General features: G+C 35.5%; 20 protein-coding genes. 15 read left to right on the top strand and 5 right to left on the bottom strand.

Annotated elements, in window-relative coordinates:
* Nucleotides 1–114 precede the first annotated feature (114 nt).
* Nucleotides 115–1,209, bottom strand: coding sequence for a Gfo/Idh/MocA family protein (locus HNP25_RS03760; RefSeq protein WP_184130506.1), 1,095 nt, complete (start codon nucleotides 1,207–1,209; stop codon nucleotides 115–117).
* Nucleotides 1,210–1,357: 148 nt separating this feature from the next.
* On the opposite strand from HNP25_RS03760, the gene HNP25_RS03755 reads away from it, so the two are divergent.
* The 3 genes from HNP25_RS03755 to HNP25_RS03745 all read left to right on the top strand — a co-directional run bounded on the left by HNP25_RS03755 (nucleotide 1,358) and on the right by HNP25_RS03745 (nucleotide 3,511).
* Nucleotides 1,358–2,236 carry a ChaN family lipoprotein gene (locus tag HNP25_RS03755; RefSeq protein ID WP_184130503.1) on the top strand — a complete coding sequence of 293 codons (879 nt, stop codon included), beginning with the start codon at nucleotides 1,358–1,360 and terminating at the stop codon, nucleotides 2,234–2,236.
* Nucleotides 2,237–2,365: 129 nt separating this feature from the next.
* On the top strand, nucleotides 2,366–2,935 hold the full coding sequence (locus tag HNP25_RS03750; RefSeq protein ID WP_184130500.1) for a hypothetical protein: 570 nt from the start codon (nucleotides 2,366–2,368) through the stop codon (nucleotides 2,933–2,935).
* 12 nt (nucleotides 2,936–2,947) lie between these two features.
* A complete protein-coding gene (locus tag HNP25_RS03745) occupies nucleotides 2,948–3,511 on the top strand; it encodes a GNAT family N-acetyltransferase (RefSeq protein WP_184130497.1) in 564 nt (187 codons plus the stop codon).
* Nucleotides 3,512–3,556: 45 nt separating this feature from the next.
* On the opposite strand, the gene HNP25_RS03740 is transcribed toward HNP25_RS03745, so the two are convergent.
* A complete protein-coding gene (locus HNP25_RS03740; RefSeq protein WP_229202780.1) occupies nucleotides 3,557–4,009 on the bottom strand; it encodes a hypothetical protein in 453 nt (150 codons plus the stop codon).
* Nucleotides 4,010–4,261: 252 nt separating this feature from the next.
* On the opposite strand from HNP25_RS03740, the gene HNP25_RS03735 reads away from it, so the two are divergent.
* From HNP25_RS03735 to HNP25_RS03705, 7 genes are all read left to right on the top strand, one after another.
* Nucleotides 4,262–5,596 carry a rhamnogalacturonan acetylesterase gene (locus HNP25_RS03735; RefSeq protein ID WP_184130494.1) on the top strand — a complete coding sequence of 445 codons (1,335 nt, stop codon included), beginning with the start codon at nucleotides 4,262–4,264 and terminating at the stop codon, nucleotides 5,594–5,596.
* A 91-nt stretch (nucleotides 5,597–5,687) separates the two neighbouring features.
* Complete coding sequence (locus tag HNP25_RS03730) at nucleotides 5,688–7,448, top strand: rhamnogalacturonan lyase (protein WP_229202779.1); 1,761 nt, start codon at nucleotides 5,688–5,690, stop codon at nucleotides 7,446–7,448.
* Nucleotides 7,449–7,570: 122 nt separating this feature from the next.
* Entirely contained in the window at nucleotides 7,571–8,701 is a 1,131-nt protein-coding gene (locus tag HNP25_RS03725; protein ID WP_184130488.1) for a glycoside hydrolase family 88/105 protein, read from the top strand.
* 21 nt (nucleotides 8,702–8,722) lie between these two features.
* Nucleotides 8,723–9,490 (top strand): rhamnogalacturonan acetylesterase, encoded by a 768-nt coding sequence (locus HNP25_RS03720; protein ID WP_184130485.1) that lies wholly within the window; start codon nucleotides 8,723–8,725, stop codon nucleotides 9,488–9,490.
* Nucleotides 9,491–9,703: 213 nt separating this feature from the next.
* Nucleotides 9,704–11,812, top strand: a complete 2,109-nt coding sequence (locus HNP25_RS03715; RefSeq protein WP_221432387.1) for a beta-galactosidase — start codon at nucleotides 9,704–9,706, stop codon at nucleotides 11,810–11,812.
* Between the two features lie 942 nt (nucleotides 11,813–12,754).
* Nucleotides 12,755–13,285 (top strand): transposase, encoded by a 531-nt coding sequence (locus tag HNP25_RS03710; protein WP_229202778.1) that lies wholly within the window; start codon nucleotides 12,755–12,757, stop codon nucleotides 13,283–13,285.
* A gap of 181 nt (nucleotides 13,286–13,466) precedes the next feature.
* Nucleotides 13,467–13,817 (top strand): DUF1801 domain-containing protein, encoded by a 351-nt coding sequence (locus tag HNP25_RS03705; RefSeq protein ID WP_184130483.1) that lies wholly within the window; start codon nucleotides 13,467–13,469, stop codon nucleotides 13,815–13,817.
* Nucleotides 13,818–13,828: 11 nt separating this feature from the next.
* Here the strand turns inward: HNP25_RS03705 and HNP25_RS03700 are convergent, their stop codons facing one another.
* Both HNP25_RS03700 and HNP25_RS03695 read right to left on the bottom strand, forming a co-directional pair.
* Nucleotides 13,829–15,733: a tetratricopeptide repeat-containing sensor histidine kinase gene (locus HNP25_RS03700; RefSeq protein ID WP_221432386.1), complete on the bottom strand. Its 1,905-nt coding sequence runs from the start codon at nucleotides 15,731–15,733 to the stop codon at nucleotides 13,829–13,831.
* Between the two features lie 186 nt (nucleotides 15,734–15,919).
* Entirely contained in the window at nucleotides 15,920–16,474 is a 555-nt protein-coding gene (locus tag HNP25_RS03695; protein ID WP_184130479.1) for a type 1 periplasmic-binding domain-containing protein, read from the bottom strand.
* Nucleotides 16,475–16,732: 258 nt separating this feature from the next.
* Here HNP25_RS03695 and HNP25_RS03690 point away from each other — a divergent pair, with 258 nt between their 5' ends.
* Nucleotides 16,733–17,455 (top strand): SGNH/GDSL hydrolase family protein, encoded by a 723-nt coding sequence (locus tag HNP25_RS03690; RefSeq protein WP_184130477.1) that lies wholly within the window; start codon nucleotides 16,733–16,735, stop codon nucleotides 17,453–17,455.
* A gap of 3 nt (nucleotides 17,456–17,458) precedes the next feature.
* Here the strand turns inward: HNP25_RS03690 and HNP25_RS03685 are convergent, their stop codons facing one another.
* Nucleotides 17,459–18,058, bottom strand: a complete 600-nt coding sequence (locus HNP25_RS03685; RefSeq protein WP_184130475.1) for a HupE/UreJ family protein — start codon at nucleotides 18,056–18,058, stop codon at nucleotides 17,459–17,461.
* A 129-nt stretch (nucleotides 18,059–18,187) separates the two neighbouring features.
* Here HNP25_RS03685 and HNP25_RS03680 point away from each other — a divergent pair, with 129 nt between their 5' ends.
* From HNP25_RS03680 to HNP25_RS03665, 4 genes are all read left to right on the top strand, one after another.
* Nucleotides 18,188–18,577: a hypothetical protein gene (locus HNP25_RS03680; RefSeq protein WP_184130473.1), complete on the top strand. Its 390-nt coding sequence runs from the start codon at nucleotides 18,188–18,190 to the stop codon at nucleotides 18,575–18,577.
* Between the two features lie 183 nt (nucleotides 18,578–18,760).
* Nucleotides 18,761–21,124, top strand: coding sequence for a TonB-dependent receptor (locus HNP25_RS03675; protein WP_184130469.1), 2,364 nt, complete (start codon nucleotides 18,761–18,763; stop codon nucleotides 21,122–21,124).
* 235 nt (nucleotides 21,125–21,359) lie between these two features.
* Complete coding sequence (locus HNP25_RS03670) at nucleotides 21,360–22,994, top strand: PepSY-associated TM helix domain-containing protein (RefSeq protein ID WP_184130466.1); 1,635 nt, start codon at nucleotides 21,360–21,362, stop codon at nucleotides 22,992–22,994.
* Nucleotides 22,995–23,138: 144 nt separating this feature from the next.
* Nucleotides 23,139–23,948: an MbnP family protein gene (locus tag HNP25_RS03665; RefSeq protein WP_184130463.1), complete on the top strand. Its 810-nt coding sequence runs from the start codon at nucleotides 23,139–23,141 to the stop codon at nucleotides 23,946–23,948.
* The last annotated feature ends 22 nt before the right edge of the window (nucleotides 23,949–23,970 follow it).

The raw sequence follows: 23,970 nt of genomic DNA, 5'->3' as shown, positions 1-23,970 counted from the left end.
ACACTGGATGAAGTTGCAAAGCAACCTCTCCTTCAAGAATAGCAAATATAAAAATAATTATAATCAAATAATAGGATTTTAAGACAGTACCTCAAAGCTCGTGGCTCATAGCTCTCAGCTCACTTTAATTTCCTTCCCAGTTTTAGCCGCTTTAAAGATGGCTTCAATCAATTTCATATCTTTTAAACCCTCTTCGCCAGGCGTGATATTTGGTTTGTTTTCAAGAATACTTCCGCAAATACCGTCTAATTCAAGTACTTGATGATAGACTATAGGTAAATTCATTTCTCCTTTTGAAGTTTTTCCTTTCAATGGGCCATAGTCATAAGCAGGCGACATTTCTAAATTTCCATTTTCATAACCCACATACAAGCGTTGTAAACCGCTATTATAAGTAGTTGTATGGTTTGAAACTGCTCCACTCGGAAATTTCATTTGCCAGAAAAGCGTTTCTTCAATGCCAGGCAAATAAATATCTGGACGAGTTTTTACCGTTTGAGCCGTTACAGAAATAGGTTCTTCGCCTGTGGCATAACGTGCGGCATTCAGTGCATAGATGCCCACATCCATCATTGGTCCACCGCCCGAAAGTTTCGGATTCAATCGCCAAGCTTTTGGATCACGCAAGGGAAAACCAAAACTTGCTTCCACAAAAGTAACTTTTCCAAAATCTTTATCTTTTGCCAAACGCATTACTTCGTTGGTGAATGGCTCGTAATGCAAACGATAGCCAATGGCTAATTGAACATTGGCCGCCTTGCAAGCAGCAATCATTTCTTCGGCTTCTTTTACCGAAACAGCCATCGGTTTTTCACAAATTACATGCTTTCCAGCTTTCGCTGCACGAATCGTAAACTCGTGGTGCATTGAGTTTGGCAAAACCACATAGACCACATCAATGTCGGGATTATCGGCAATTTGGTCAAAATTTTGATAATTGTAGATGTTTTTATCTGGAATATTATACTTTTTCTTCCAAGTTTCTACCTTAGAAGGTGTTCCTGTAACGATTCCCGCCAAGCGACAGTTGGTAGTTTTTTCTAAAGCTGGTGCTAACTGATAAGTAGCGTAATAGCCCAAACCAACCAAAGCTACGCCCAATTTTTTCTTGGGAGCGATAGCCGCATTCGCTTGTAAAGCAGAAAGCATCGGAACTGTAAGCGAAGTAGCTGCAAAAGTTTTTAAGAAATCTCTTCTTGTGTTTTTCATAGTTTATAAAAAATAAAAGGGTTTAATTGTAACGCAATATTTTTTAGTTTTCGGCTGTCGGATTTCGGCTGTCGGATTTTCAATGAATTTACTTAATTTTAAGGAATAGACTTAATTTTATTCTTGTATTCATCCAACAAAAACCATTATGAAAACGTACTTATCTGCCATAATTTTGATGCTTTTTACCTGTGCTTTGTCGTCCGACAAGCCTGCATATTTGTTGTACAACAAAAATTTAAAAGAAGTATCTTATCAAAAAATGCTCAAAGAATTGGCGGAAGCTGATATTGTTTTCTTTGGTGAATTACATGATAATTCTTTAAATCATTGGCTTGAATTACAGGTTACTAAGGATTTGTACAAAGAGAAAAAAGAAAAATTGGTATTGGGTGCAGAAATGTTTGAAGCCGATAATCAGACTGTTTTGAATGAGTACTTAAAGGGCTTTATTACCGCTAAACAATTTGAAACCGAAGCAAAAGTATGGCAAAATTATCAAACAGATTACAAACCCTTATTGGATTTTGCCTTGAAAAATAAATTGAATTTTGTGGCAACTAATATTCCTCGTCGCTATGCGAGTATGGTGTCAAAAGGAGGTTTAGAGGCACTGAATCAATTATCAGAAGATGCTAAAAAGAACATTGCTCCGCTACCGATTGAAGTTGATTTAACTTTGCCCGCTTACGCAGAAATGATGAAAATGGGCGGTATGCACGGAAGTGGAGGCACAAGTATTTCGGCAGAGAATATCACCAAAGCACAAATCATCAAAGATGCTACGATGGCGAATTTTATTTTAAAGAATTGGCAACAAGAACAGTGTTTTTTACATTATAATGGAAGTTATCATTCCAATAACTTTGAAGGTATCGTTTGGCATTTGAAAAGAAAAAATCCAGCGTTGAAAATTATGACCATTAATACCGTAGAAGCCAGCGATATTGAAAACCCAAGTGAAAAAGTAAAAAACTCAGCAGATTTTATTTTTGTGATTCCTGATGATATGACGAAAAGCTATTAGATTTCAGGTTTCGGCTTTCAGATGTCGGCTTTCAGATTTCAATTAAAAAATCAATCACTCAATCACAACTCGCTAACTCACAATTAAAAAACAATCACTAAATCACAACTCACTCAATAACAATTAAATATGCAAGACATAGAACCATTTTATAATTGGGAGAATTTGTATGTGGCTTCAAAAGACCCACGTTCGCCCTTTTATGAGCGTCTCTATAATACTTCTTATTACGAACACGATATTTACGGATACTTTATTCATCCGTTTTGGGATGAATTTGAATCCGAGACTTTATACTGTAAAATCCTTTTTTGTGATTATGAACAAAGATTTGTGATTATTGAAATGTTTGGCGAATGGAATGATACTTTGCATAACGATATTATGTGGTTTAAGCGAAACGTTATCGACCATCTCGTGAATCAGGGAATTAATCAGTTTATTTTAGTGGGCGAAAATGTGCTGAATTTTCATGGAAGTCACGAAGACGATTATTATGCAGAATGGTTTGAAGAAGTAGAAGACGGTTGGATAGCAGCCTGTAATTTTAGAGATTTTGTGCAACAAGAATGGACAAAATTTAGACTGGATTATTACTTAAATTTCGGTGGAACTTTAGATGTTGTAAACTGGCGAGTATTAGCTCCACGACAATTTTATGAAGTAATAAAAGCATTAATGACAAGACGATTAAATTAAATATTCCTTACAATGAGCGTAATTTTCACCACAGTTAGTACAGACGACGAAATCTGGCAATTATTGGAGCTACAACAAAAAAACTTACCCAGAAATATTTCAGAAGAAGTAGCCAACGACCAAGGTTTCGTTACTGTGGTTCATAATTTTGATTTACTTTCTCGCATGAATGCGGCTTATCCACAAATCATTGCCAAAGATGGAGATAAAGTAGTTGGCTATGCTTTAGTAATGGCAGAGAGTTTTAGATACGATATTCCTGTACTGACGGCGATGTTTACGATGTTGGATGAATTGGAGTATGAAGGGAAATTAGTAAAAGACTACCGCTATTATGCGATGGGACAAATTTGCGTAGCAGAAGGCTATCGTGGACAAGGTATTTTTGATGGACTTTACGCCAAACATAAAACTGAATTATCGGATAAATTTGACCTTTGCATTACCGAAATCGCTAAAAGAAACACACGTTCTTTGGCGGCACACAAAAGAGTAGGTTTTGAAATCATCCATGAATACTTCGATACAACTCATCCAGAACTTTGGGAAGTTGTACTTTGGGATTTCCGTAAATAATAATTGCCTCAAATGTTTTAAATCATTTGAGGCAATTACTCTCCATTACTTTCCTTTCACCCGTACATACTTCTCAACAATCACATGGTCGATTCCGAGTTTTTCAATCTTCTCAACGCCCTTCTGAATTAAAGTATCATGTTGAATTTTTACATTAAAAGTAAAAGTATTGTGTTCCCAGTTTTTGTCTACAAAATAGTCTAAGTGTTCTATATAAACACTGTCCACCAAAGTATATGCTCCGCCACCTGCTGTAAAAGAATTGGTTGAATCTTTAGGAGGATTTACTACATGACTCATAAAAGCAAAATGTGTTGGATTGATAATCTTAATCATTTTTACTTTCGGATTAAAAGTCGAGAATGAGGTATCCTTTTCAATCGTTTCAGCCGAAACTAATTGCCAAGTACCGATAATTGGAAGACTTTCTTCTTTCTTGTTGCAAGCGAGCATGGCTGAAAAGAATAGTATCAGCAGAAGTAATTTTTTATGTTTCATTATTTTGTTTTTTACAAAAATGAAATGAATCTCTCAAATCAATGGCTTGTAATGTACAGATTATCGTTTTCCCAGCCTATAAATCTCACTTGATTTCTGAAGAGTCAACCCCGTGAGACCACAGGATAGTTTCGGGCATGTCTTACACTTTATTTGTATTATAAATTATAAAAGACAAGATAGACTTATTTTAATACAAATAATTCTTTTTTATTGGATTTTATATATAATTCAAATATTATAACTCTCAAAATGAATCATCTTAAAGCATCATTATTTGGTACTTTTGTCTCACTGTGTTCATTCCAATCATTTTCTCAGGCTACAACAGATTTTAAATTTGACTTCGGTTCGGGAAAAGTTGCTAAAGGATATACACAAGTTTTGCCAACATCCGCTTACAGCAAAGAAAAAGGCTTTGGTTTTTTATCGAATGCTCAAATCGTTTCAGAAACTAGAAAAGGTAATAATGCTTTAACCTCAGATTTCTGTTCAAGTACTCAACCTTTCTTTTTTACGGTAGATATTCCCGAAGGAAATTATGATGTAAAATTGTTTTTGGGTGATACAAAAGGTACTTCAACTACTACACTGAAAGTTGAAAACCGTAGATTGATGTTAGAAAAAGTAATTACTGATGAAGGAGAAATCGCTACGAAAGAATTCACCGTTAACGTCAGAACACCGAATATTAACGCTACCGAAAAAGTAAAATTAAAGCCCAGAGAATTTGCTTACTTACATTGGGATAATCAACTGACTTTTGAATTTAATGATGCTAACCCAAAAATTTGTGGATTGGAAATCACCAAAGCAAGTGATAAAACAATTACTGTTTTTTTAGCAGGAAATTCTACCGTAGTTGACCAAGCGATAGAACCTTATGCCGCTTGGGGACAAATGATTCCTAGATTCTTCAAAGCAAAAAACGTGGTATTTGCCAATTATGCCGAATCTGGCGAAACCATTAAAAGCTTTGCAGGGGCAAAACGTTTGGATAAAGTAATGAGCCTTATCAAATCGGGCGATTATTTCTTCATCGAGTTTGCTCACAACGATCAAAAAGCAGGCTCTGGCATTGAAGCCAACACTACTTACAAAGAATACTTGAAATCGTACATTCAACAAACAAAAGAAAAAGGTGCAATACCTGTTTTGGTGACGTCGATGCTTAGAAGAAATTTTAATGCAGAAGGTAAACTCAACAATACTTTAGGTGATTTCCCAGAAGCAATGCGACAAGTAGCCAAAGAAGAAAACGTTGCTTTGATAGATTTGAATGCGATGAGCAAAGTACTTTTTGAAACAATGGGCCCACAAAAATCAATGAAAGCTTTTGTTCATTACGACGCTAATACTTTTCCTGAACAAACAAAAGCGATTCACGACGATACACATTTCAGTAATTACGGTGCTTATGAATTAGCAAAATGTATTGTTGAAGGCATCAAACAGGTAAAATTAGATCTCGCTAATGATTTACTGGATGGTTTGCCAAACTTTGACCCTGCCAATCCAGACGATGAAGCGAGCTTTAATTTTCCACACAGTCCACTTGTGAGTGTTGTTAAACCAGACGGTAACTAAAATGCGAACTCAGACAAAAATGAAATCAACTATTTATAAAAGTATCATTATACTATGTGTGCTATCGTTTCAGGTTTCAGCACAGAGATTAATGGAAAACCTCAATAGAGGTGTCATTGCCATCAACCAAGGCGGAGGAAAAGTATTTGTAAGTTGGCGTTTGTTAGGTACAGAACCAGCCGATACAAAATTTAATTTATACAGAATTACAGGAAAAGCAAAACCTGCAAAATTGAACAAAGAAGCCTTAACAAAAGGAACAAACTTCATTGATGAAAAAGTAGATACCACACAGGTAAATACTTATTTTGTGAAAACGGTTTCAGGAAAAATAGAAGGAAAGGCAAGTGATTCTTTTGTATTAGCTGCGAATGCACCAGCCCAAAATTATCTTTCTATTCCTTTACAAACTCCAGAAAGATATACTCCAAACGATGTTTCTGTAGGCGATTTAGATGGAGATGGCGTTTATGAAATCATTGTTCATCAAGCTGGAATTGGAAAAGATAACTCTCAGAAAGGTATTACAGACGAGCCAATTTTTGAGGCTTATAAACTCGACGGTACTTTTTTGTGGAGAATCAATTTGGGTAAAAACATTCGTGAAGGAGCACATTACACACAATTCATGGTTTATGACCTTGATGGTGATGGCAAAGCAGAATTTGCATGTAAAACCGCTGATGGCACGACCGATGGTAAAGGTAAAGTAATTGGAGATGCCAAAGCTGATTATAGAAATGCTGATGGAAAAATTTTAGATGGTCCAGAATTCTTTACCATTTTTGATGGCTTGACGGGCGAAGCTTTAGCTACAACCGATTACATTCCTGCAAGAGGTGACCTTGGTGGTTGGGGAGGAAAAGGTGGAAATGGTGGAAACGATAAATCTGGAAACCGTAGCGACCGTTTCTTGGCTTGTGTAGCTTATTTAGATGGAAAACTACCTAGCGTAATTATGTGTAGAGGTTATTATGGTAGAACCGTTTTAGCTGCTTGGGACTGGCGTGGAGGTAAATTATCATCCCGTTGGGTTTTTGATTCTAAAGATGGAGATAATCCATTTTCGGGACAAGGTTATCATAATTTAACCGTTGCCGATGTGGATGCTGATGGCAAAGATGAAATTGTGTATGGTTCGATGGTGGTCGATGATAACGGAAAAGGCTTATTTACAACAGGTTTGCGTCATGGTGATGCTTTGCATGTTTCTGATTTAGACCCTTCTCGTCCGGGATTAGAAGTATTTGGTGTTCACGAAATTGAAGTGAAAGCCGAAAGACCAGGAGCTGCTTTGTATGATGCAAAAACGGGTGAAATTATCTGGAGAAAAAATGAAGGACAAGATGTTGGTCGTGGAGTAGCGGAAGATATTGACCCAAGTAATGAAGGAGCAGAAATGTGGTGGTCGGGTTCTGGAGGATTGTTTAATGCAAAAGGTGATAGAATCGGAGATAATCCAAGTTCAACCAATTTTGTAATTTGGTGGGATGGCGATTTAAGTCGTGAATTATTAGACGGCAATCATATCGACAAATATAAGGTTGGAAGATTGTTCACAGCCGAGAATTGTTCTTCCAATAATGGCACAAAATCAAACCCTGCACTCAGTGCTGATTTATTTGGCGATTGGCGTGAAGAAGTAATTTTCAAAACAAATGATAAAAAGGAATTACGCATTTTTTCAACGACAATTCCAACTGAGCATCGTTTGCCAACATTAATGCACGACCCGCAGTACCGACTTAGTATCGCTTGGCAAAATGTTGGTTACAACCAGCCTCCGCATACAAGTTACTTTTTAGGAACAGGCATGAAAACTCCACCCAAAGCTAATATAACAGTTAAATAATGTAGTGATTAGTAATTGGTGAATAGTGATTAGACATTTTAATAATAGAAAATCAAAGATATTTAGGCAAGCACAAAGCACAACTATTCACCAATCACTAATCTCTAAATCACTCAAACAAAATGAAAAAAAACATCACAATGGTATGGCTTATCGCTTTGATAAGTATTGTACAAATTCACGCTCAAGGGCTTCCGAAAAAGAAAGAGCTTTTGAAAGGAATGACCGTAGCCAACGAATACTTTATGACAAAATGGGCAGATGTTTCAGCACCCATCGTTCGTCCAGATAAAACTCGTCCAAGTAATATTTGGACACGTGGCGTTTATTATGAAGGATTAATGGCACTTTACGGTGTTGATAAACAAAAACGTTATTACGATTATGCTGTAGCTTGGGGCGAAGCACATAAATGGGGTTTGCGTAACGGCATCAAAACTCGTAATGCCGATGACCAATGTTGCGGACAAACTTATTTGGATTTGTATTTAATTGACCCAAAACCTGAAAGAATCCTTGACATCAAAGCCTCCATTGATAGCATGGTGAATAGCACTAAGAAAGACGATTGGTCGTGGGTGGATGCCTTACAAATGGCAATGCCTGTGTTCGCTCGTTTAGGTGTGATGTACAAAGATGACCGTTATTACGAAAAAATGTATCAGATGTATATGCACACAAAAACCATTCATGGTGACAAAGGTTTGTATAATCCAGCAGAAGGACTTTGGTGGAGAGATAAAGATTTTGACCCACCTTATAAAACGCCTACTGGTAAAAACTGCTACTGGTCACGTGGGGATGGTTGGGTTGTTGCTGCTTTGGTGAAAGTATTAGAAATCATGCCTAAAAATGCTCCACATCGTGAAGAATATGAAAAAACATATCTTGAAATGATGAAAGCCTTGCCGCCGTTGCAACGTCAGGATGGCTTTTGGAACGTTAGCTTGATGGATGAAACAGAATTTGGTGGTAAAGAATTAACAGGAACAGCCTTGTTTACTTATGGCATGGCTTGGGGAGTAAATCATGGTTTATTGAACAAAAAACAATACTTACCAATTATTTCAAAAGCAACTAATGCAATGTTAAAAGACTGTGTTCAACCAAATGGTTTCTTGGGTTATGTACAAGGAACTGGAAAAGAACCAAAAGATGGTCAACCATTGAGTATTGATAAACAACCAGATTTTGAAGATTTCGGTTTAGGCTGTTTCTTATTAGCTGGAGCTGAAGTGTTGAAAATGAAGTAGATTAACCTAAAACAATAACACATGAAACGCATTCTAATTTTATCAAGTATTATTTTTCTTTCTTTTACCTTTTTTAAAAAACAAAAACCTACGTTGTATATCATTGGTGATTCTACTGTGAGAAATGGTTCTGGTAAAGGTTCTGATGGACAATGGGGTTGGGGAAGTGTAATTCAAGATTATTTTGACACGACCAAAGTGCATATCGAAAACCATGCAATCGGTGGAAGAAGTAGCCGTACTTTCTTAACAGAAGGTCGTTGGGATAAAATCATGGCTAATCTTAAAAAAGGGGATTATGTAATGATTCAATTCGGACATAATGATGGTGGTGCATTGAATGATAGTACTCGTGCAAGAGGAAGTATCAAAGGAACTGGTGAAGAAACCCAAGAAATTGATAACATGATGACTAAAAAGCATGAAACCGTTCACACTTATGGTTGGTACATGCGTAAATACATCAATGAAACCAAAGAAAAAGGTGCTACAGCCATCGTTTTCTCGCCAGTACCACGCAATGTTTGGAAAGGTGGAAAGATTCCAAGAGATACTTATGGCAAATGGGCCGCTGAAACCGCACAAACTACTGGAGCTTTCTTTGTTGATTTAAATGAATTAGTTGCCGTAAAATATGAGCAATCGGACGAAGCAACTTTAAAGAAAAACTACTTCCCAATAGACCATACCCATACTAATTACGAAGGTGCAAAAGTAAATGCCATTACGGTAGTAGAAGGTTTGAAAGGAGTAAAAAAATGCAAATTGAATAAATTCCTTAAAAAGTAAATCGGATTTCCAATCCGAAAAAAAAATAGTAATATAAAAGCTAATAGCTTATACCTCATTGTGATGCAAATAACAATGAGGTATTTTTTTGTCTTCAAAAAAGAATCTGTTTTATTGTATCATATTGATACAATTTTATATTATTTTTGAAATAACAGTAAATTTTCAATCAAAAACAATCAAACTCAAAAACATCTCTATTACGCTCCGACTATGAAAAAATCCAGATTATCACTGAAAATCTTGGCTAAATGGCTATTCTCTCTTAGCCTAATTTTCACCAATGTACTCATACTTTCGGCACAAACAGCCGACAATAAATTACTCTTTGGTGTAGCTTATTATGATGAGTACATGCCTTATGAGCGTTTAGAGAAAGACGTTGCCATGATGAAAGAGGCAGGTATCAATGTGGTCAGAATTGCAGAATCTACTTGGAGTACTGTTGAACCACAAGATAATGTCTATGATTTTTCGCATATCGACCGTGTGTTGAATGCCATGCACAAAGGAGGAATCCATGTTATTATTGGAACGCCTACTTATGCTGTACCCACTTGGTTGGTGAAAAAATATCCTGATGTTTTAGCAGTTACGGCACAAGGTCAAAATCGTTATGGCGTGCGTCAGAACATGGATATTAGCAATGAACATTTCAGATTTCATGCTGAAAGAGTCATTCGTAAAATCATGGAACACGTAAAAGACCATCCTGCTATCATTGGCTATCAAGTAGATAACGAAACCAAACATTATAATACCGCAGGCGATAATGTTCAAAAAGCTTTTGTACAATACATGAAAGCAAAGTTTAAAACCGTAGATGCTATTAACAAAGCTTTTGGTTTAGATTATTGGAGTAATAGAATTAACAATTGGGACGATTTCCCATCAATGGTTGGCACTATCAATGCGAGCTTGAGTTCTGAATTTTCTAAGTTTCAAAGACAATTAGTGACTGATTATTTAGCTTGGCAAGTAGCTTTAGTGAAAGAATATAGCAAACCTAATCAGTTTGTTACTCAAAACTTTGATTTTGATTGGCGTGGTATTTCTTACGGAATCCAAACGGACGTAAATCATTTTGATGCAGCCAAATCAATGGACTATGCAGGTGTTGATATTTATCACCCAACACAAGATTTCTTGACAGGTATCGAAATTTCTTTTGGTGGAGATTTAGGTCGCTCGATGAAGAATGGCAAAAATTACTTGGTTATCGAAACAGAAGCACAAGGTTTTCCACAATGGACACCCTACCCCAATCAATTGCGTTTACAAGCATTCAGCCACGTGGCATCAGGGGCAAATATGTTGGAATATTGGCATTGGCATTCAATTCACAACTCAGCAGAAACCTATTGGAAAGGTTTATTAAGCCATGATTTCCAACCAAATGCTACTTACAACGAAGCAAAAAGTATCGGTAAAGACTTTGATAGATTGAGTTCACAGTTAATCAATCTTAAAAAACAAAATGAAGTAGCCATCCTTTTCAGCAATGAAGCACAAACGGCTTTCAATGCTTTTAGTTTTGGTTGGGGAGCCAAAGAACGTTATAATGATATTCTTCGTCCGATGTACGATGCCCTTTATCGCATGAATATCGGTACAGATTTTATCGACCCAAGCTCTACCAATTTTGAAAAGTACAAGCTTATCGTAGTGCCTGCCCTTTATGCAGCCTCGGATGAATTATTAAACCGTTTAAATACCTTTACCAAGAATGGAGGTCATGTAATTTATACTTTCAAAAGCGGTTTTTCTAACGAAAACGTAACGGTAAGAAATAGCATTCAGCCCGGAATTATCAACGAAGCTTGTGGAATTTCATATAATCAGTTTACTATTCCCAATAATGTATCTTTAAAAGACGACCCTTTTCAAGTGGGAACAGAAAATAACAAAATCAATACTTGGATGGAGTTAGTTACGCCTACAACTGCCAAAGTATTGGCATATTACGAACATCCATCTTGGGGAAAATATGCAGCAGTGACAGAAAACGAATATGGCAAAGGTTTAGCGACTTACATTGCTTGTATGACGAATGCTAAAACAACTGAAAATATCTTGAAAGATGCCTTAAAAAAAGCAAAACTTTGGGGAGTGAATCAACATTTGGCATTCCCTTTAATTACCAAAGAAGGCACAAACACAGCAGGAAAGAAAATTCATTATTATTTCAATTATTCTGCCGAAAGTAAAAGCCTTACTTATCCACACAAAAGTGGAAAAGAGTTAATTTCAAATACAAAAATTCAAAACAATCAAACCATAGCTTTAGAAGCTTGGGGTTTTAAAATCATCGAAGAAGAATAATCTCTAATCACACCATATCCATAGCCTCTTTGCACATAAGCAGAGGGGCTTTTTTTGTTTTCAGGATATGAATATGACTTTATTAAGCTTCAAGGGGATTTCTGTAAACAAACAAAGGGATTTTTCATGGGTGAAAAGGTTTATTTCTACCCTATTAAATAGTTTTTCAAGGGTAAAAATATTTGTTTCTACCCTGCTAAATAATTTTTCAAAGGTGAAAATATTTATTTCTACCCTATTAAATAATTTTTCAAGGCTGAAAATATTTATTTCTACCCTATTAAATAATTTTTCAGGGGTGAAAATATTTATTTCCACCCTATTAAATAATTTTTTAAGGGTGAAAATGTTTATTTCTACCCTATTAAATAATTTTTTAAGGGTGAAAATATTTGCTTTTTGTCATTCCTACATTCCAAAACGGTAACTGCAAGAGTTACCGCTACAATTTAGCATGAGATAAAATACCGAATAATAATTTCCATGAAATGAATGAGGTTTTGATTTGGGGATTTTGTGGGAAAGTGGTAGGTTGTGGGAAATTTAGATTTGCTTTTGATAATTAAGATATTGTTCGATAAAACACGAATAATGTTAAAAAGATTAGTAGTTTGTGAAGACACAAACTACGGCAAGAGACACAAACTACGGCAAGAGAGTACTCCCATTTTTACTGACAATAATGAATTCGCTTTTATTGACTTGACTGTATATTTTAAAGTTAGTACTAAACAACCTTTAGATGATGCTTATTTTGGAACAATTGCTTTAGTGTTTCAAAAAAACAGAAACACGTGGAAAAGAATTGCTATAAAAAATTGGCTAATTCTATAAAATAATTCTCCCAACCCTGATGCCGTTGTTCGTGTCTCCACGAACAATTCAACGACAAACAATAGCAAGCATAAATAATAAACGAAAATCTACAAAACCCAATGAGCTATGCAATATTCAAGTATGCAAATAGGCGTTCCATATTTTTACACCGCCACCATTTTAAATTGGCAAAAATTATTAAAGCCTGACAAGTATAAAGACATAATTATCAGTAGCTTACAACATTTAGTAGCTCAACAAAAAATTAAGGTATTTGCATTTGTTATTATGCCAAACCATATTCATCTAATTTGGACTATGCTCGCTAAAAATGGGAAAGAGATGCCAAATGCAAGTTTTATGAAATATACTGGACACAGGTTTTTAGAAGATTTATCATTGAATCATCCGAAAGTTTTATCTTATTTTGAAGTAGAATGTACCAATCGTAAATATCATTTTTGGCAAAGGAATAGTCTTCCAATTGCTTTATATTCGCCAACTGTTTGGCAACAAAAGATTGATTATATCCATAATAATCCTGTCGTTGAAAAATGGAACTTAGCTGATTTACCTGAAAACTATAGATATTCCTCTGCTAAATTTTATGAACATGGAATTGATGAATTTGGAATATTGAGCCATTGGCAAGAGTAATTCAGATTAGTAGCAGAGAAAATTGTTCGTGAAGACACGAACAACGGCGAGAAAATTGTTCGTGGAGATATGAACAATGGCGAAAGATTAGTAGTTTGTGAAGACACAAACTACGGCGAGTAAACTTTTCCTTAAGTCAAATAGTAAGCACCTCCTAACAGAAATCCCCTAAACCATCCTCATGAAAGAAGTCGATAATTTTTATTTGAAGCAAGAAGAGCCTACTAGAAGTTGTTTGATGGCTTTGAGGGAAATTATTCTTTCGCAAGACAATAACATTACGCATGTTTTGAAGTACGGAATGCCCTTTTTCTGTTACAAAGGGAAAATGTTTTGTTACTTATGGATTCATAAAAAATACCAACAACCATACCTTGGTATTGTAGAAGGCAAAAGTATTGAGCATCCCGACCTAATCATTGAAAAGCGTTCAAGAATGAAAATTATGCTTTTTGACCCAACCAAAGATTTACCTTTAGAAACTATTCAAATGATTTTGACAGCAATCATGAAATTGTATAAGGTGGAGTAATCCAAACGCTATTAAATTCTAGTAAATTCTACCACGAATTCTGTTCCTTCTTTTTCTTTACTTGATACAGTAATGGTAGCATTATTTAGTTCTACAAATTTTTTCACAAGAGCTAAACCAATCCCAATGCCTTTTTCTTTTTTGGTACCATAAGTTGAAATACTTTTCCCTGATTCTTGAAAAATCAATTTCAATTTCTCTTCCGACATCCCAACACCATCATCTTTGATAGAAACTTTGATAGCACTATCGCTCACAGCATAACTAATCACGATTTTACCTTTTGATTTTGTAAATTTTATAGCATTCGCAACTAAGTTTTGGAATAGTATTCTAATTTGGTCAGGGTCGCCTTTGATTGATAGAGCTTCTTCAAAATGATGAATCAATTGAATGTTTTTTTCGCCTGCTACCATTACAAAAACGCTGAGAATTTCATTCATAATTCCAGTTAAAGATAAACTTATTGATTGTGTTTTCAACCCTTCTTGCTGACTGTTTGCCCAAGCCAAGAGGTTTTCTAACATGGCAGAAGTGACAGTCATTTGCTCAAAAATTCTATCAAGCATTAGCTGCTTTTCGTCTTCATCCAACTCTCCTATCTTAAATAATTCTAATGCACCAAGCATTGTAGCGAACGGCCCTCTTAAATCATGCCCAATAATAGAAAACAATCTATCCTTTGTTTGATTGGAATAATTAAGCTCTTCATTTTTTTGTTCAATTAATTCACTCTGAGTGGCGATAAAATCTGTTTTTTTCTGAAGTGCTTGATATAATTTCTTGTTTTTCTTAGCATTTCTATAAGTAATGATAGAGATAACCATCAAAAACACAGCAATCAATACGATAACCAGCGTTATCATTCGGTTGATGGCTTCTTTCTCTTCTGCAATCTGATTTTTCTTAATCAATACTTCATTTTCTGCTTGTTCTTGTTTTAAGCTGAGTGCATTAATTTCCTTTTCTTTCGATTCATCAAATAAACTATCGCTATAGATTTTATCCATCAAAAGATATTTGTAGGCATTTTTTGTATCGCCAAGTGCATTATAAGATTCGTGTAATGTTCTTAGTGATTGTTCTACATCCCATTTCGTGTTGTTTTTTTGGGCAAGTAAAAGTCCTTTTTCTCCATTTACTGTGGCTTCTTTATATCTATGAAGTTTAAAATAGCATTTTGCCAAACCCGTATAAGCAAAACTATTTTCCCAATCATTCTGATATTTTTTGTTTCTTAGTACAGAGTAATAATAGAAAATCGCTTTTTGGGCTTGTCCTTTTTGAAGATAATAGTCACCAAGCCTGTTGTTTGCCATCGCAATTAAGTGTTTATCTTCTATGTTTCTGCTGATAGATTTAGATAATGAAAAATAATAAGCTGCACTGTCTGATTTCGCCATTAGGTAGGTAAGTCCTGCATTTAAATAATTTGACGAGAGCCTCGTTTGGTTGTTGATAGCGATATTAATTTTCGAGGCCTTGATGAATTCCCTCAGAGCTAATGATGGTTTCTTTTGTGAAAGATAAATGAGTCCAATCACATTAGAAGCCGCAGCAATACCAGCTTTATCGTTTAATTGAGTACTTAGTTTTAACCCTATGAGGGCATATTTTAGCGATTGGTCATAATTACATTTCATGTAGTGTATTCTACCGATATTGATATATGTAATAGCGGAACCTTTCGTGTATTTTAGGTTTTTGGAAAGTGCTAAAGCCTTTTCTGAAAAAATAAAAGCACTGTCGGAAGCAGTTTGAACGTATTCGTTTGCAATGGAATTCAATAAGTTGATTGTTGAAGTATCTGATTTTTGTTGAGCAACAGAATTTAGCTTCTTCCATTGAGAAAGTAGTTGGTCAAGTTTTTTTTGCTGTGAAAAAGCCAAGAAAGGTGACAGTATAGAAAATACCATCAATACAAGTACTTTTTGAAACATAAACTTAAGATGGGAATTGTAGCTGGATGACTATTAATTTGCTTGTTACTAACATTTCAATTAATTCTAATCTGATATAAAGATAAAATAATCCGCATAATAACAAACTTACTTAGCCATAAAACAAATTAACCCAAAAGAAAATGACTTTAGTTTACTAAATTACTCAGCCGAGAATTCATTGAGTGCTTCAATTTCATTCGATATTTTCACTTCCCAATTTTTTTGTTTTTCATGATTACTTCCATAGCTAGTTTCTGTATCATAAGCTACTCTTCTTTTAGCAAAATCAGTCATTATTTTTGTATTGATTTCGTCAATATTGATTTTCGACCAAGCCAACTTTTTACGATTTTCATAGACAAACTTCCTGAATTGCCTAACGTAGATTTCTCCCAAATCAAACAAGGTTTGTTGATACCTCAATGAAATCGTTGTGTTGTTGGTAGTATCAATCCATGAAGCACTTTTCATAAAGCAATTGGTAATTTGCTTTTTATAGTCTTTAGGTAAACCAAAAACGGCAGATACTTTGTAATCATAACTAAATTGAGCTGAAGAAAATGAATTGCCTTTATTAGCTACTTTGATTTGGAAATCATCAATACTGAGCTTTCTGTTTTTAGACCAACATATCAAATTTGTATCAATTGTAGATTTTTGAGCGAATGATGCAAAAGTGCAAAAGAAGATAATTAAGAATAAGGAATGTTTCATTTTGATGTGGTTTGTTTACAAGAAGTTAACGGACTGAATAATTTAATATTTCAAGATATAAAAAATTACGAAAATTCTAATCGTGTTATATTATGATAAAAAAAGAATGTTTTAATCCAAAAATGTTTTTTTAGATGTAATCAAGACATTTCTTTTTAATCTTTTTAAAGATAAATACAGCTTACTTTCTACTTTATTTCGTATGTACTTTCAAACAAAATACTTTGTAAAGCAATTATAAAGTAAAAATATCAAGGGATGAATCAGTTAAAATATACAATATGTTGCCTGTTTCTGTTGTTGGCTTGTAGTTCAACAGAAGAGAAAAAGTACGTTCCGCAAAATCCCAATCAAAGTGCAATACCTGTTGCTGAAACGACGCTCAAAAAATCTTTTCTGGCTCTAGGCGATTCTTATACCATCGGACAAAGTATTCCTGAAAAAGAACGTTGGTCGGTTTTGTTGAATGATTTATTGGCAAGTAAATATCAAATTACACCTCATGATATTATTGCTCAAACAGGTTGGACAACCCAAGAATTAATGCAGGGAATTAGCAGTAAAAACCTAAGCCAGCAATACGACATGGTCTCATTATTGATTGGCGTAAACAATCAATATCGTGGGCAAAGCCTTGAAAAGTACCGAACTGAATTCAAAGAATTGTTAAGTATCAGTACCAAATATGCTAAAAGCGATGCTCAAAAAGTAATGGTATTGTCAATTCCAGATTGGGGCGTTTCACCAGCAGGAAGTAATGCTGACAGAACAAAAATCTCCAGAGAAATTGATGCTTTCAACGAAGTAGCCCAAGAAGAATGTAAGAAAGTAGGAATCGCTTTTATCGACATTACAAGTATTACCAGACAAAACACTGATGGCTCGATGTTCGCCAGTGATGGCTTACATTTTTCAGGCAAAATGCACCAACTTTGGGCAATGAAAGCCCAAAGTACAGCAGAAACTATCCTGAAAAAATAAAATTTAAGCTTTTAGGAAATCAGTTCCTAAAATTAATGTGATGGCTACACCAGCGACCAAACTTGAGAGAATCAAGTTCCAATCGTGTTTTTTTACTTTGAAAATATCTAATAACAAAGAACTCAACAGTAAAGAAAGTAATACAATCAGCAATTGTCCGATTTCTAAACCGATATTAAAAGAAAGTAGCGGTTGCCAAATACTTTCTTCTTTTCCCAACAAACTTCTAAGGTAATTTGAAAAACCCATTCCGTGAATTAACCCAAAAATCATCGCCATTGGATAACGCAAAACAGAAGATTTTTCTGGTTGAGATGCACGCTCTGAAGATTTATGAAAGAGATTAATAAAACAAGTAAGCACAATGCTTACAGGAATTAAAAATTCTATGAATTCAGAACTATAAGTAATCAATTGAAGCGTAGCCAAAGCCAGCGTAAGCGAATGCCCGATGGTAAAAGCAGTAATTAAAATCGCTACTTTTTTAATATCCTTTAATCGGAAAATTGCACATAGTGCCACCACAAACAAAATATGGTCGTAACCATTGATGTCTGTAATGTGCTGAAAACCAAGCTTAAAAAAAGTTTGAAAGTCTGACATTTTGTTGATGATTATATTTTGTGGTTAGTATTCTACAAAAGTATATATTTTAAATTGATTTTTATTTAAAATAGCATCAGGGTACAACCTATTCATTCCTGTTGTAAATTGCGTGAAATTTTAAAATCCATGAAAACCAAAAACTACATAGCATTACTGCTTTTGGTGCTGATTAGCGTAAAAACGCTACTCGTGCCTGTGGTGTATTTGGATTTTGAATTAAGAAAAGAGTACATTATCCAAAACCTTTGTGAAAACCGTTTCAAACCGCAAATGAATTGTAATGGTCATTGTTATTTAGCCAAAAAACTTGAAAAAGTAGCCGAAGACAATGCCACCAAAGAAACGCAAAAACAAGGGCAGTCTATCAAGAAAATCATGGAAGAAGTATTTGATGCCGAACCATTATTCTCTTTAGAATGGGCTTACGTACCACTTTCTACAAAATCTATTTACACTTTTCTTACTGCAAATTCAGTAAGTATTGCTACTTCTCTTTTTCATCCTCCGATTATCTAATCGTTTCATCTTTCTGGTTTGTTCTTAAAGTATTTGCAAAAACGACTGTTTTTGTATGAATGTTCCTGCATTCTGTACTTTCTGAACCTTTCTTTCTTATTCATTTCTCAAGAAAAAAATGATTGTCCGAAACCTGTTGATGGTTTTTTGTGGACAAAATCGAAACGATTTTATAAAAACAAAATGAAAAATATTTTCCAATTCATGTTCGTCATTTTATTGACGGCAAGTACTTCTTTTGCTCAACACATCATTAAAGGTAAAATTTTCGACAACTCAACCAAAGAACCCGTAGTAGGTGCATCGGTAAGAGCTTTAGGCACAAGCACTGGAACAACTACCAATATCAACGGTGAATTTGCCTTGAAAACCAAGGAGAAAATTAATAAAATTTCAATCTCAAGTATTGGTTTTCAGTCTTTAGAGGTCGATTACAAAGCTGACCAAACATTTAGTATTGCTTTAGAACCTTCGGTTGAAAACCTTCAACAAGTAGTAGTAACTGCCAACCGTGAAGCAAGTTTGCGTACACAAGCTCCTGTGGCGATTTCAAAATTGTCTTCAACCTTGATTAACGATGCCAAGCCAACAAGTATGTACGAAATCATCAACAAAACGCCAGGCGTAGTGATGATGAACTACAACAACGAACAGCATGGGATGGGCATTCGTCAACCAATGGGAACGGCTGCTTACTTTTTGTATTTAGAAGATGGCGTCCCGATTCGTCCGATGGGCGTTTTCAACCACAATGCCATTATTGAAATGAATGTATTTTCAGTTTCATCGGTAGAAGTAGTAAAAGGCCCAGCTTCCTCTTTATACGGCCCAGAAGCCGTTGGCGGTGCGATTAACTTTATTACACAACGCCCAACGGCTGTTCCTACGGCAAGAGTTGGGATTCAGTTTGATAATTATGGTTATAAAAGAATTCAATACGGAGCAGGGGCAACAGTTGGCAAATTTGGTTTGTACTTAGGCGGTTATGTGGCGAAACAAGTAGATTCTTGGCAATCAAGAAGTGATTTCGACAAAACTTCTTTCAATGCCAGAGCAGAGTACAAACTTTCTGATAAAACCCGCTTAGTAAGTACTTTGGCTTATAACGATTACTACTCACAAACAGGCGGAAGCGTTGATTCAATCGCATTTTACAAAAGAGAATATTCTTCAACTTCTGATTTTACTTACAGAAAAGTATTGGCGACACGTGCCAAAATTTCTTTAGAACATACTTGGAATGCCAATGCAGAAACGACTATTACGCCATATTATCGTAATAATTCTGTCGGACAAAATCCAAGTTATCAAATCCGTTGGACGACTGGAGCGACGACTGCCAAAGGCGAAATCAATGATAATTCATTTACTTCTTATGGCGTATTGGCACAGCATTCACAGAAATTCAATTTCTTGAAAGCTCGTTTGTTAGTTGGTGGTACTTATGATTATTCAACAAATCCGTATCGTTCTTATACAATCGACCTTTCAGCGAAACTGCGTGCTGATGGAAAATCGGTTGAAAAATATACTTTGGTAAAAGAAAATCCAGATGTTTTTGTAGCCAAGTATGATGCTAAAATCTTTAACACTGGTTTATTCTCACAATTTGATTTTGAACCCATCCAAAAATTAAGACTTTCATTAGGACTTCGTTACGACCGTATGGCTTTTGATTATTTAAACTATTTGGACAACAACGCCGAAGGAACAAAAGAGTATAGCCAAGTAACGCCAAAAATCGGAGCAACTTATGATTTAGGCAATGGAAAAGGAATTTATGCCAATTATTCACAAGGCTTCTCGCCTCCGGGCTTAACGGCTGTTTTCCGTAAAACACCTACGGGAAGTGCGAATCCATTTTACTATAATTTAACACCTGCCTATTTCGACAACAAAGAAGTAGGCGGTTGGGCTTCGTTCTTGGATAACAAAATTTATATCGACGTTGCCTATTATGAAATGAATGGTAAAAACGAATTATTAAGTATTCGTCAGCCCGACAACTCTACTGATTACCAATCTGCTGGAAAAACTTTGCACAAAGGTATCGAGTACGGCATTACATATAAACCTAGTTCAGAATGGTTTATCCGTTTTGGCGGAACAAATGCCGTTCACCGTTTTATCGAATTTACTTTGAGTACAAGAGCTTCGGATGCTATAAAAGACGTAAACGGAAAAGATATGCCTTCAGCACCCTCGTTTATTGCCAATTCTGAAATCACTTACAAACCAAAATGGGCGAAAGGATTGCGTGCTGCTATCGAGTGGCAACGTTTGTCGTCGTACTACCAAAACCAAATTAATACGGTGATGTACAACGACAAAACCGCTTTCGGACTTTCGGGTGTAAGCGTATTGAATTTCCGTGCAGGTTATCAATTCAAAGGCATTGAAGTATTTACGAACATCATGAACTTGACGGACGAATTGTACGCCAATCAAGCTTCAAGAGGTAATAATGCTAGTGACAGAACAACCTTCACACCAGCCGCTCCACGTACAGTGGTGATTGGCTTGCAGTACAATTTTACGGGGAAATGATATTGAGAGATTGAGTGAGTTAGTGATTGAGTGATTATATGAAAGCAATTATTAATTCACACTCACTAAGTGTCTTTTAGAATATGTTGTTGTAGCGGTAACCCTTGCGGTTACCTCGAATTATACGGTAACCGCAAGGGTTACCGCTACAATAAAATAGATTACTTGGAGACACTCCCAAATCAAAAAAATCACTCAATCACTAATTCACAACTCACTAATTAAATAAAAAAACATGGCAAATAATATTGTAGAAGTAGCCGACGACACGATTCAGAAAGAATCGTACTTAGGAGGAATAAAGAAAAAAGTCAAACGAAATATTTATCGTTGGCACAGAATCATCGGTTTGATTACGATGATTCCTGTAATCTTTTGGTGTATTTCAGGAATGATGCACCCTTTTATGTCGCATTGGTTTAAAGTAAAATTGGCACACGAATTTGTAAAGCCAGAGGCTGTAAATCAAGCACAAATCAAATTGTCTTTGCAAGAAGTATTGAACAAAAATGAAATTACTGAATTTAAAAATTTCAGAATTGTCAGCTTCAATGACCAAACTTATTATCAAGTAAAAAGAGTAAGTAATCGTTTGGCGTACTTCAATGCTACGGATGCCAAAATGCTTGAAAATGGCGATAAAAAGTACGCAGAATTTTTGGCTCGCTATTTTACAGAAGACCCAAAATCAGCCATTAAAAGTATTGAAGAAATTACAGATTTTGATGAAGAATACGCTTATGTGAATCGTTTGTTGCCCGTTTGGAAAGTATCATTCGACCGTGCAGACGGAATGGATATTTATGTAGAAACTGAACAAACACGTTTAGCAAATTTCAACGAAAACCGTAGAAAAGCATTTTTGTGGGTATTCAGAACTTTTCACAACTGGGATTTCTTGACAAAAATTTCCAATAATACGCTCAGGATTTTCATCATGATTGGCTTCCTTGCTATCATCATTATTTCAATGATTAGCGGTTTGGTAATTTATGGTTTCATGTGGGGAAAATTCAAAAAGCCACGCAATGCCAACGATAAAGTAGGAATTTTACGAAAATATCACCGTCAAATTGGGCTTTGGGTTGCTTTTGTCACTTTTACTTTCGCTTTTTCGGGAGCTTATCACGCTACAAAAAAACTTACGCCCGACGAACGCATCAAGTATTTCTATCAACCAAGTATCAAAACAGCAGATTTACAAACGGCTACTTTGGCTTTGCCTTTAGACTGGGCTAAGGTTTCAAATCTTTCTTTAGCCACAATCGACGACAAATTGTATTACCAAGTATATACAAAATCGGAAGAAAAAGGAGCTTGGAAAAAAGAACAACAAGACAAAGCCGAAAAAATGAGCGAAGGCAAAAAGCCTGATGCCAAACCGAATGTGGCTTATTATGATGTACAAACCGCCAGCCTTTTACTAGACGGCATTATGCTTCATGCTAAAGCATTGGTCGGACATTTTATTGAACAAGGAAAAACGGGTGGCGACCCAGCTTGTTGTGAATTAGGAGAAAGTGCAGAAACAAGTGAAGACGAAAGTACTTTGCCAGCCATTGCTTCAACGAGCTATTTAACAAAATTCGACAAAGAGTATGGTTTTGTAAACAAACGCTTGCCAGTAGTAAAATTAGCTTTGGCAACTGATAACCATTTGACTTATTATGTAGAACCAGCCACCAGCAGATTAGCGGCACAAATCGTTGATTCAGACCGCCGTGAAGGACTTTCTTTTGGCGTATTACACAAATTTTTATTGATGGATTGGGCAGGAAAAGACATCCGTGACATCGCTACTATCTTCTCGGCTTTGGGCGTTTTGGTAGTGAGTTTGTTTGGACTTGCTTTGTTTTTGAAGGTGAAGTAAACCTTAAATTGGTAGAGGATATCAGCTTTTCTCTACCAATACATTTTAGATAAAATCATTATAAAGAAAATTTTAATTTTAAAAAATCTGTGTCAGTTGATGGCAAATTGTTTTGCCTTCTGCTGTACCTCAAAATATACAAATATGAAAACGAATAAATTTTTTACATTCTTAGTATTTTTAGTAATTATTATCACAGGTGCTTCTTGCAAAAATGACGAAATTAATCCGAATGATAAAAATTCAATTACACTTTCTTTCGACAATAAAGTGGGAGACAAATCTTTAGTGCTTGGAACAGGTGCTTATACCAACAGTTCTGGCGAAGATTTTACGGTTACTACATTGAATTACTTTATTTCTAATGTTTCGTTCAAGAAAGAAGATGGAACAGTAGTTAAATTCCCGAACAACTATTTCTTGGTAAAACAGTCTGATGCTGGTAGTCTTGAAGCTGAATTGAAAGATGTTCCTGCGGGAAATTACAAGGAAGTTTCTTTCATGGTGGGTGTAGATAGCACTAGAAGTACTTCTGACATCAGCCAAAGAGTTGGCGTGTTAGACCCAGCTTCTTATGGTGATGACGGAATGTATTGGGCTTGGAATTCAGGTTATATTTTCTTCAAATTTGAAGGTACTTCTTCTGTTGTTCCAACAAATGCTACTGGTAAAAGACCTTTTCAACTGCACGTAGGAGGTTTCGGAGGAATGACGACAAAAACCGCCAATAATCTTCGCACAGTTACCTTGCCACTCGCAAATGCAGCGACAGTTCGTGGTAATATTGCTCCAGAAGTACACTTGTTTGTTGATATTTCGAAAGTATTCAACGGGACAACACAAATAAAATTAGCACAAACCAATCTGGTACATGGTATTACAGCAGCAATTCCAATTGCCGATAACTACAAGTCGATGTTTAGTGTAGATCATGTTCATAATGATGCTCAATAATAATAGAAACACTTCTACTCTT

Origin of the sequence: Arcicella rosea, from assembly GCF_014204325.1 — a bacterium.
GTDB lineage: Bacteria > Bacteroidota > Bacteroidia > Cytophagales > Spirosomataceae > Arcicella > Arcicella rosea_A.
This window is presented reverse-complemented; position numbering and strand designations above follow the sequence as displayed.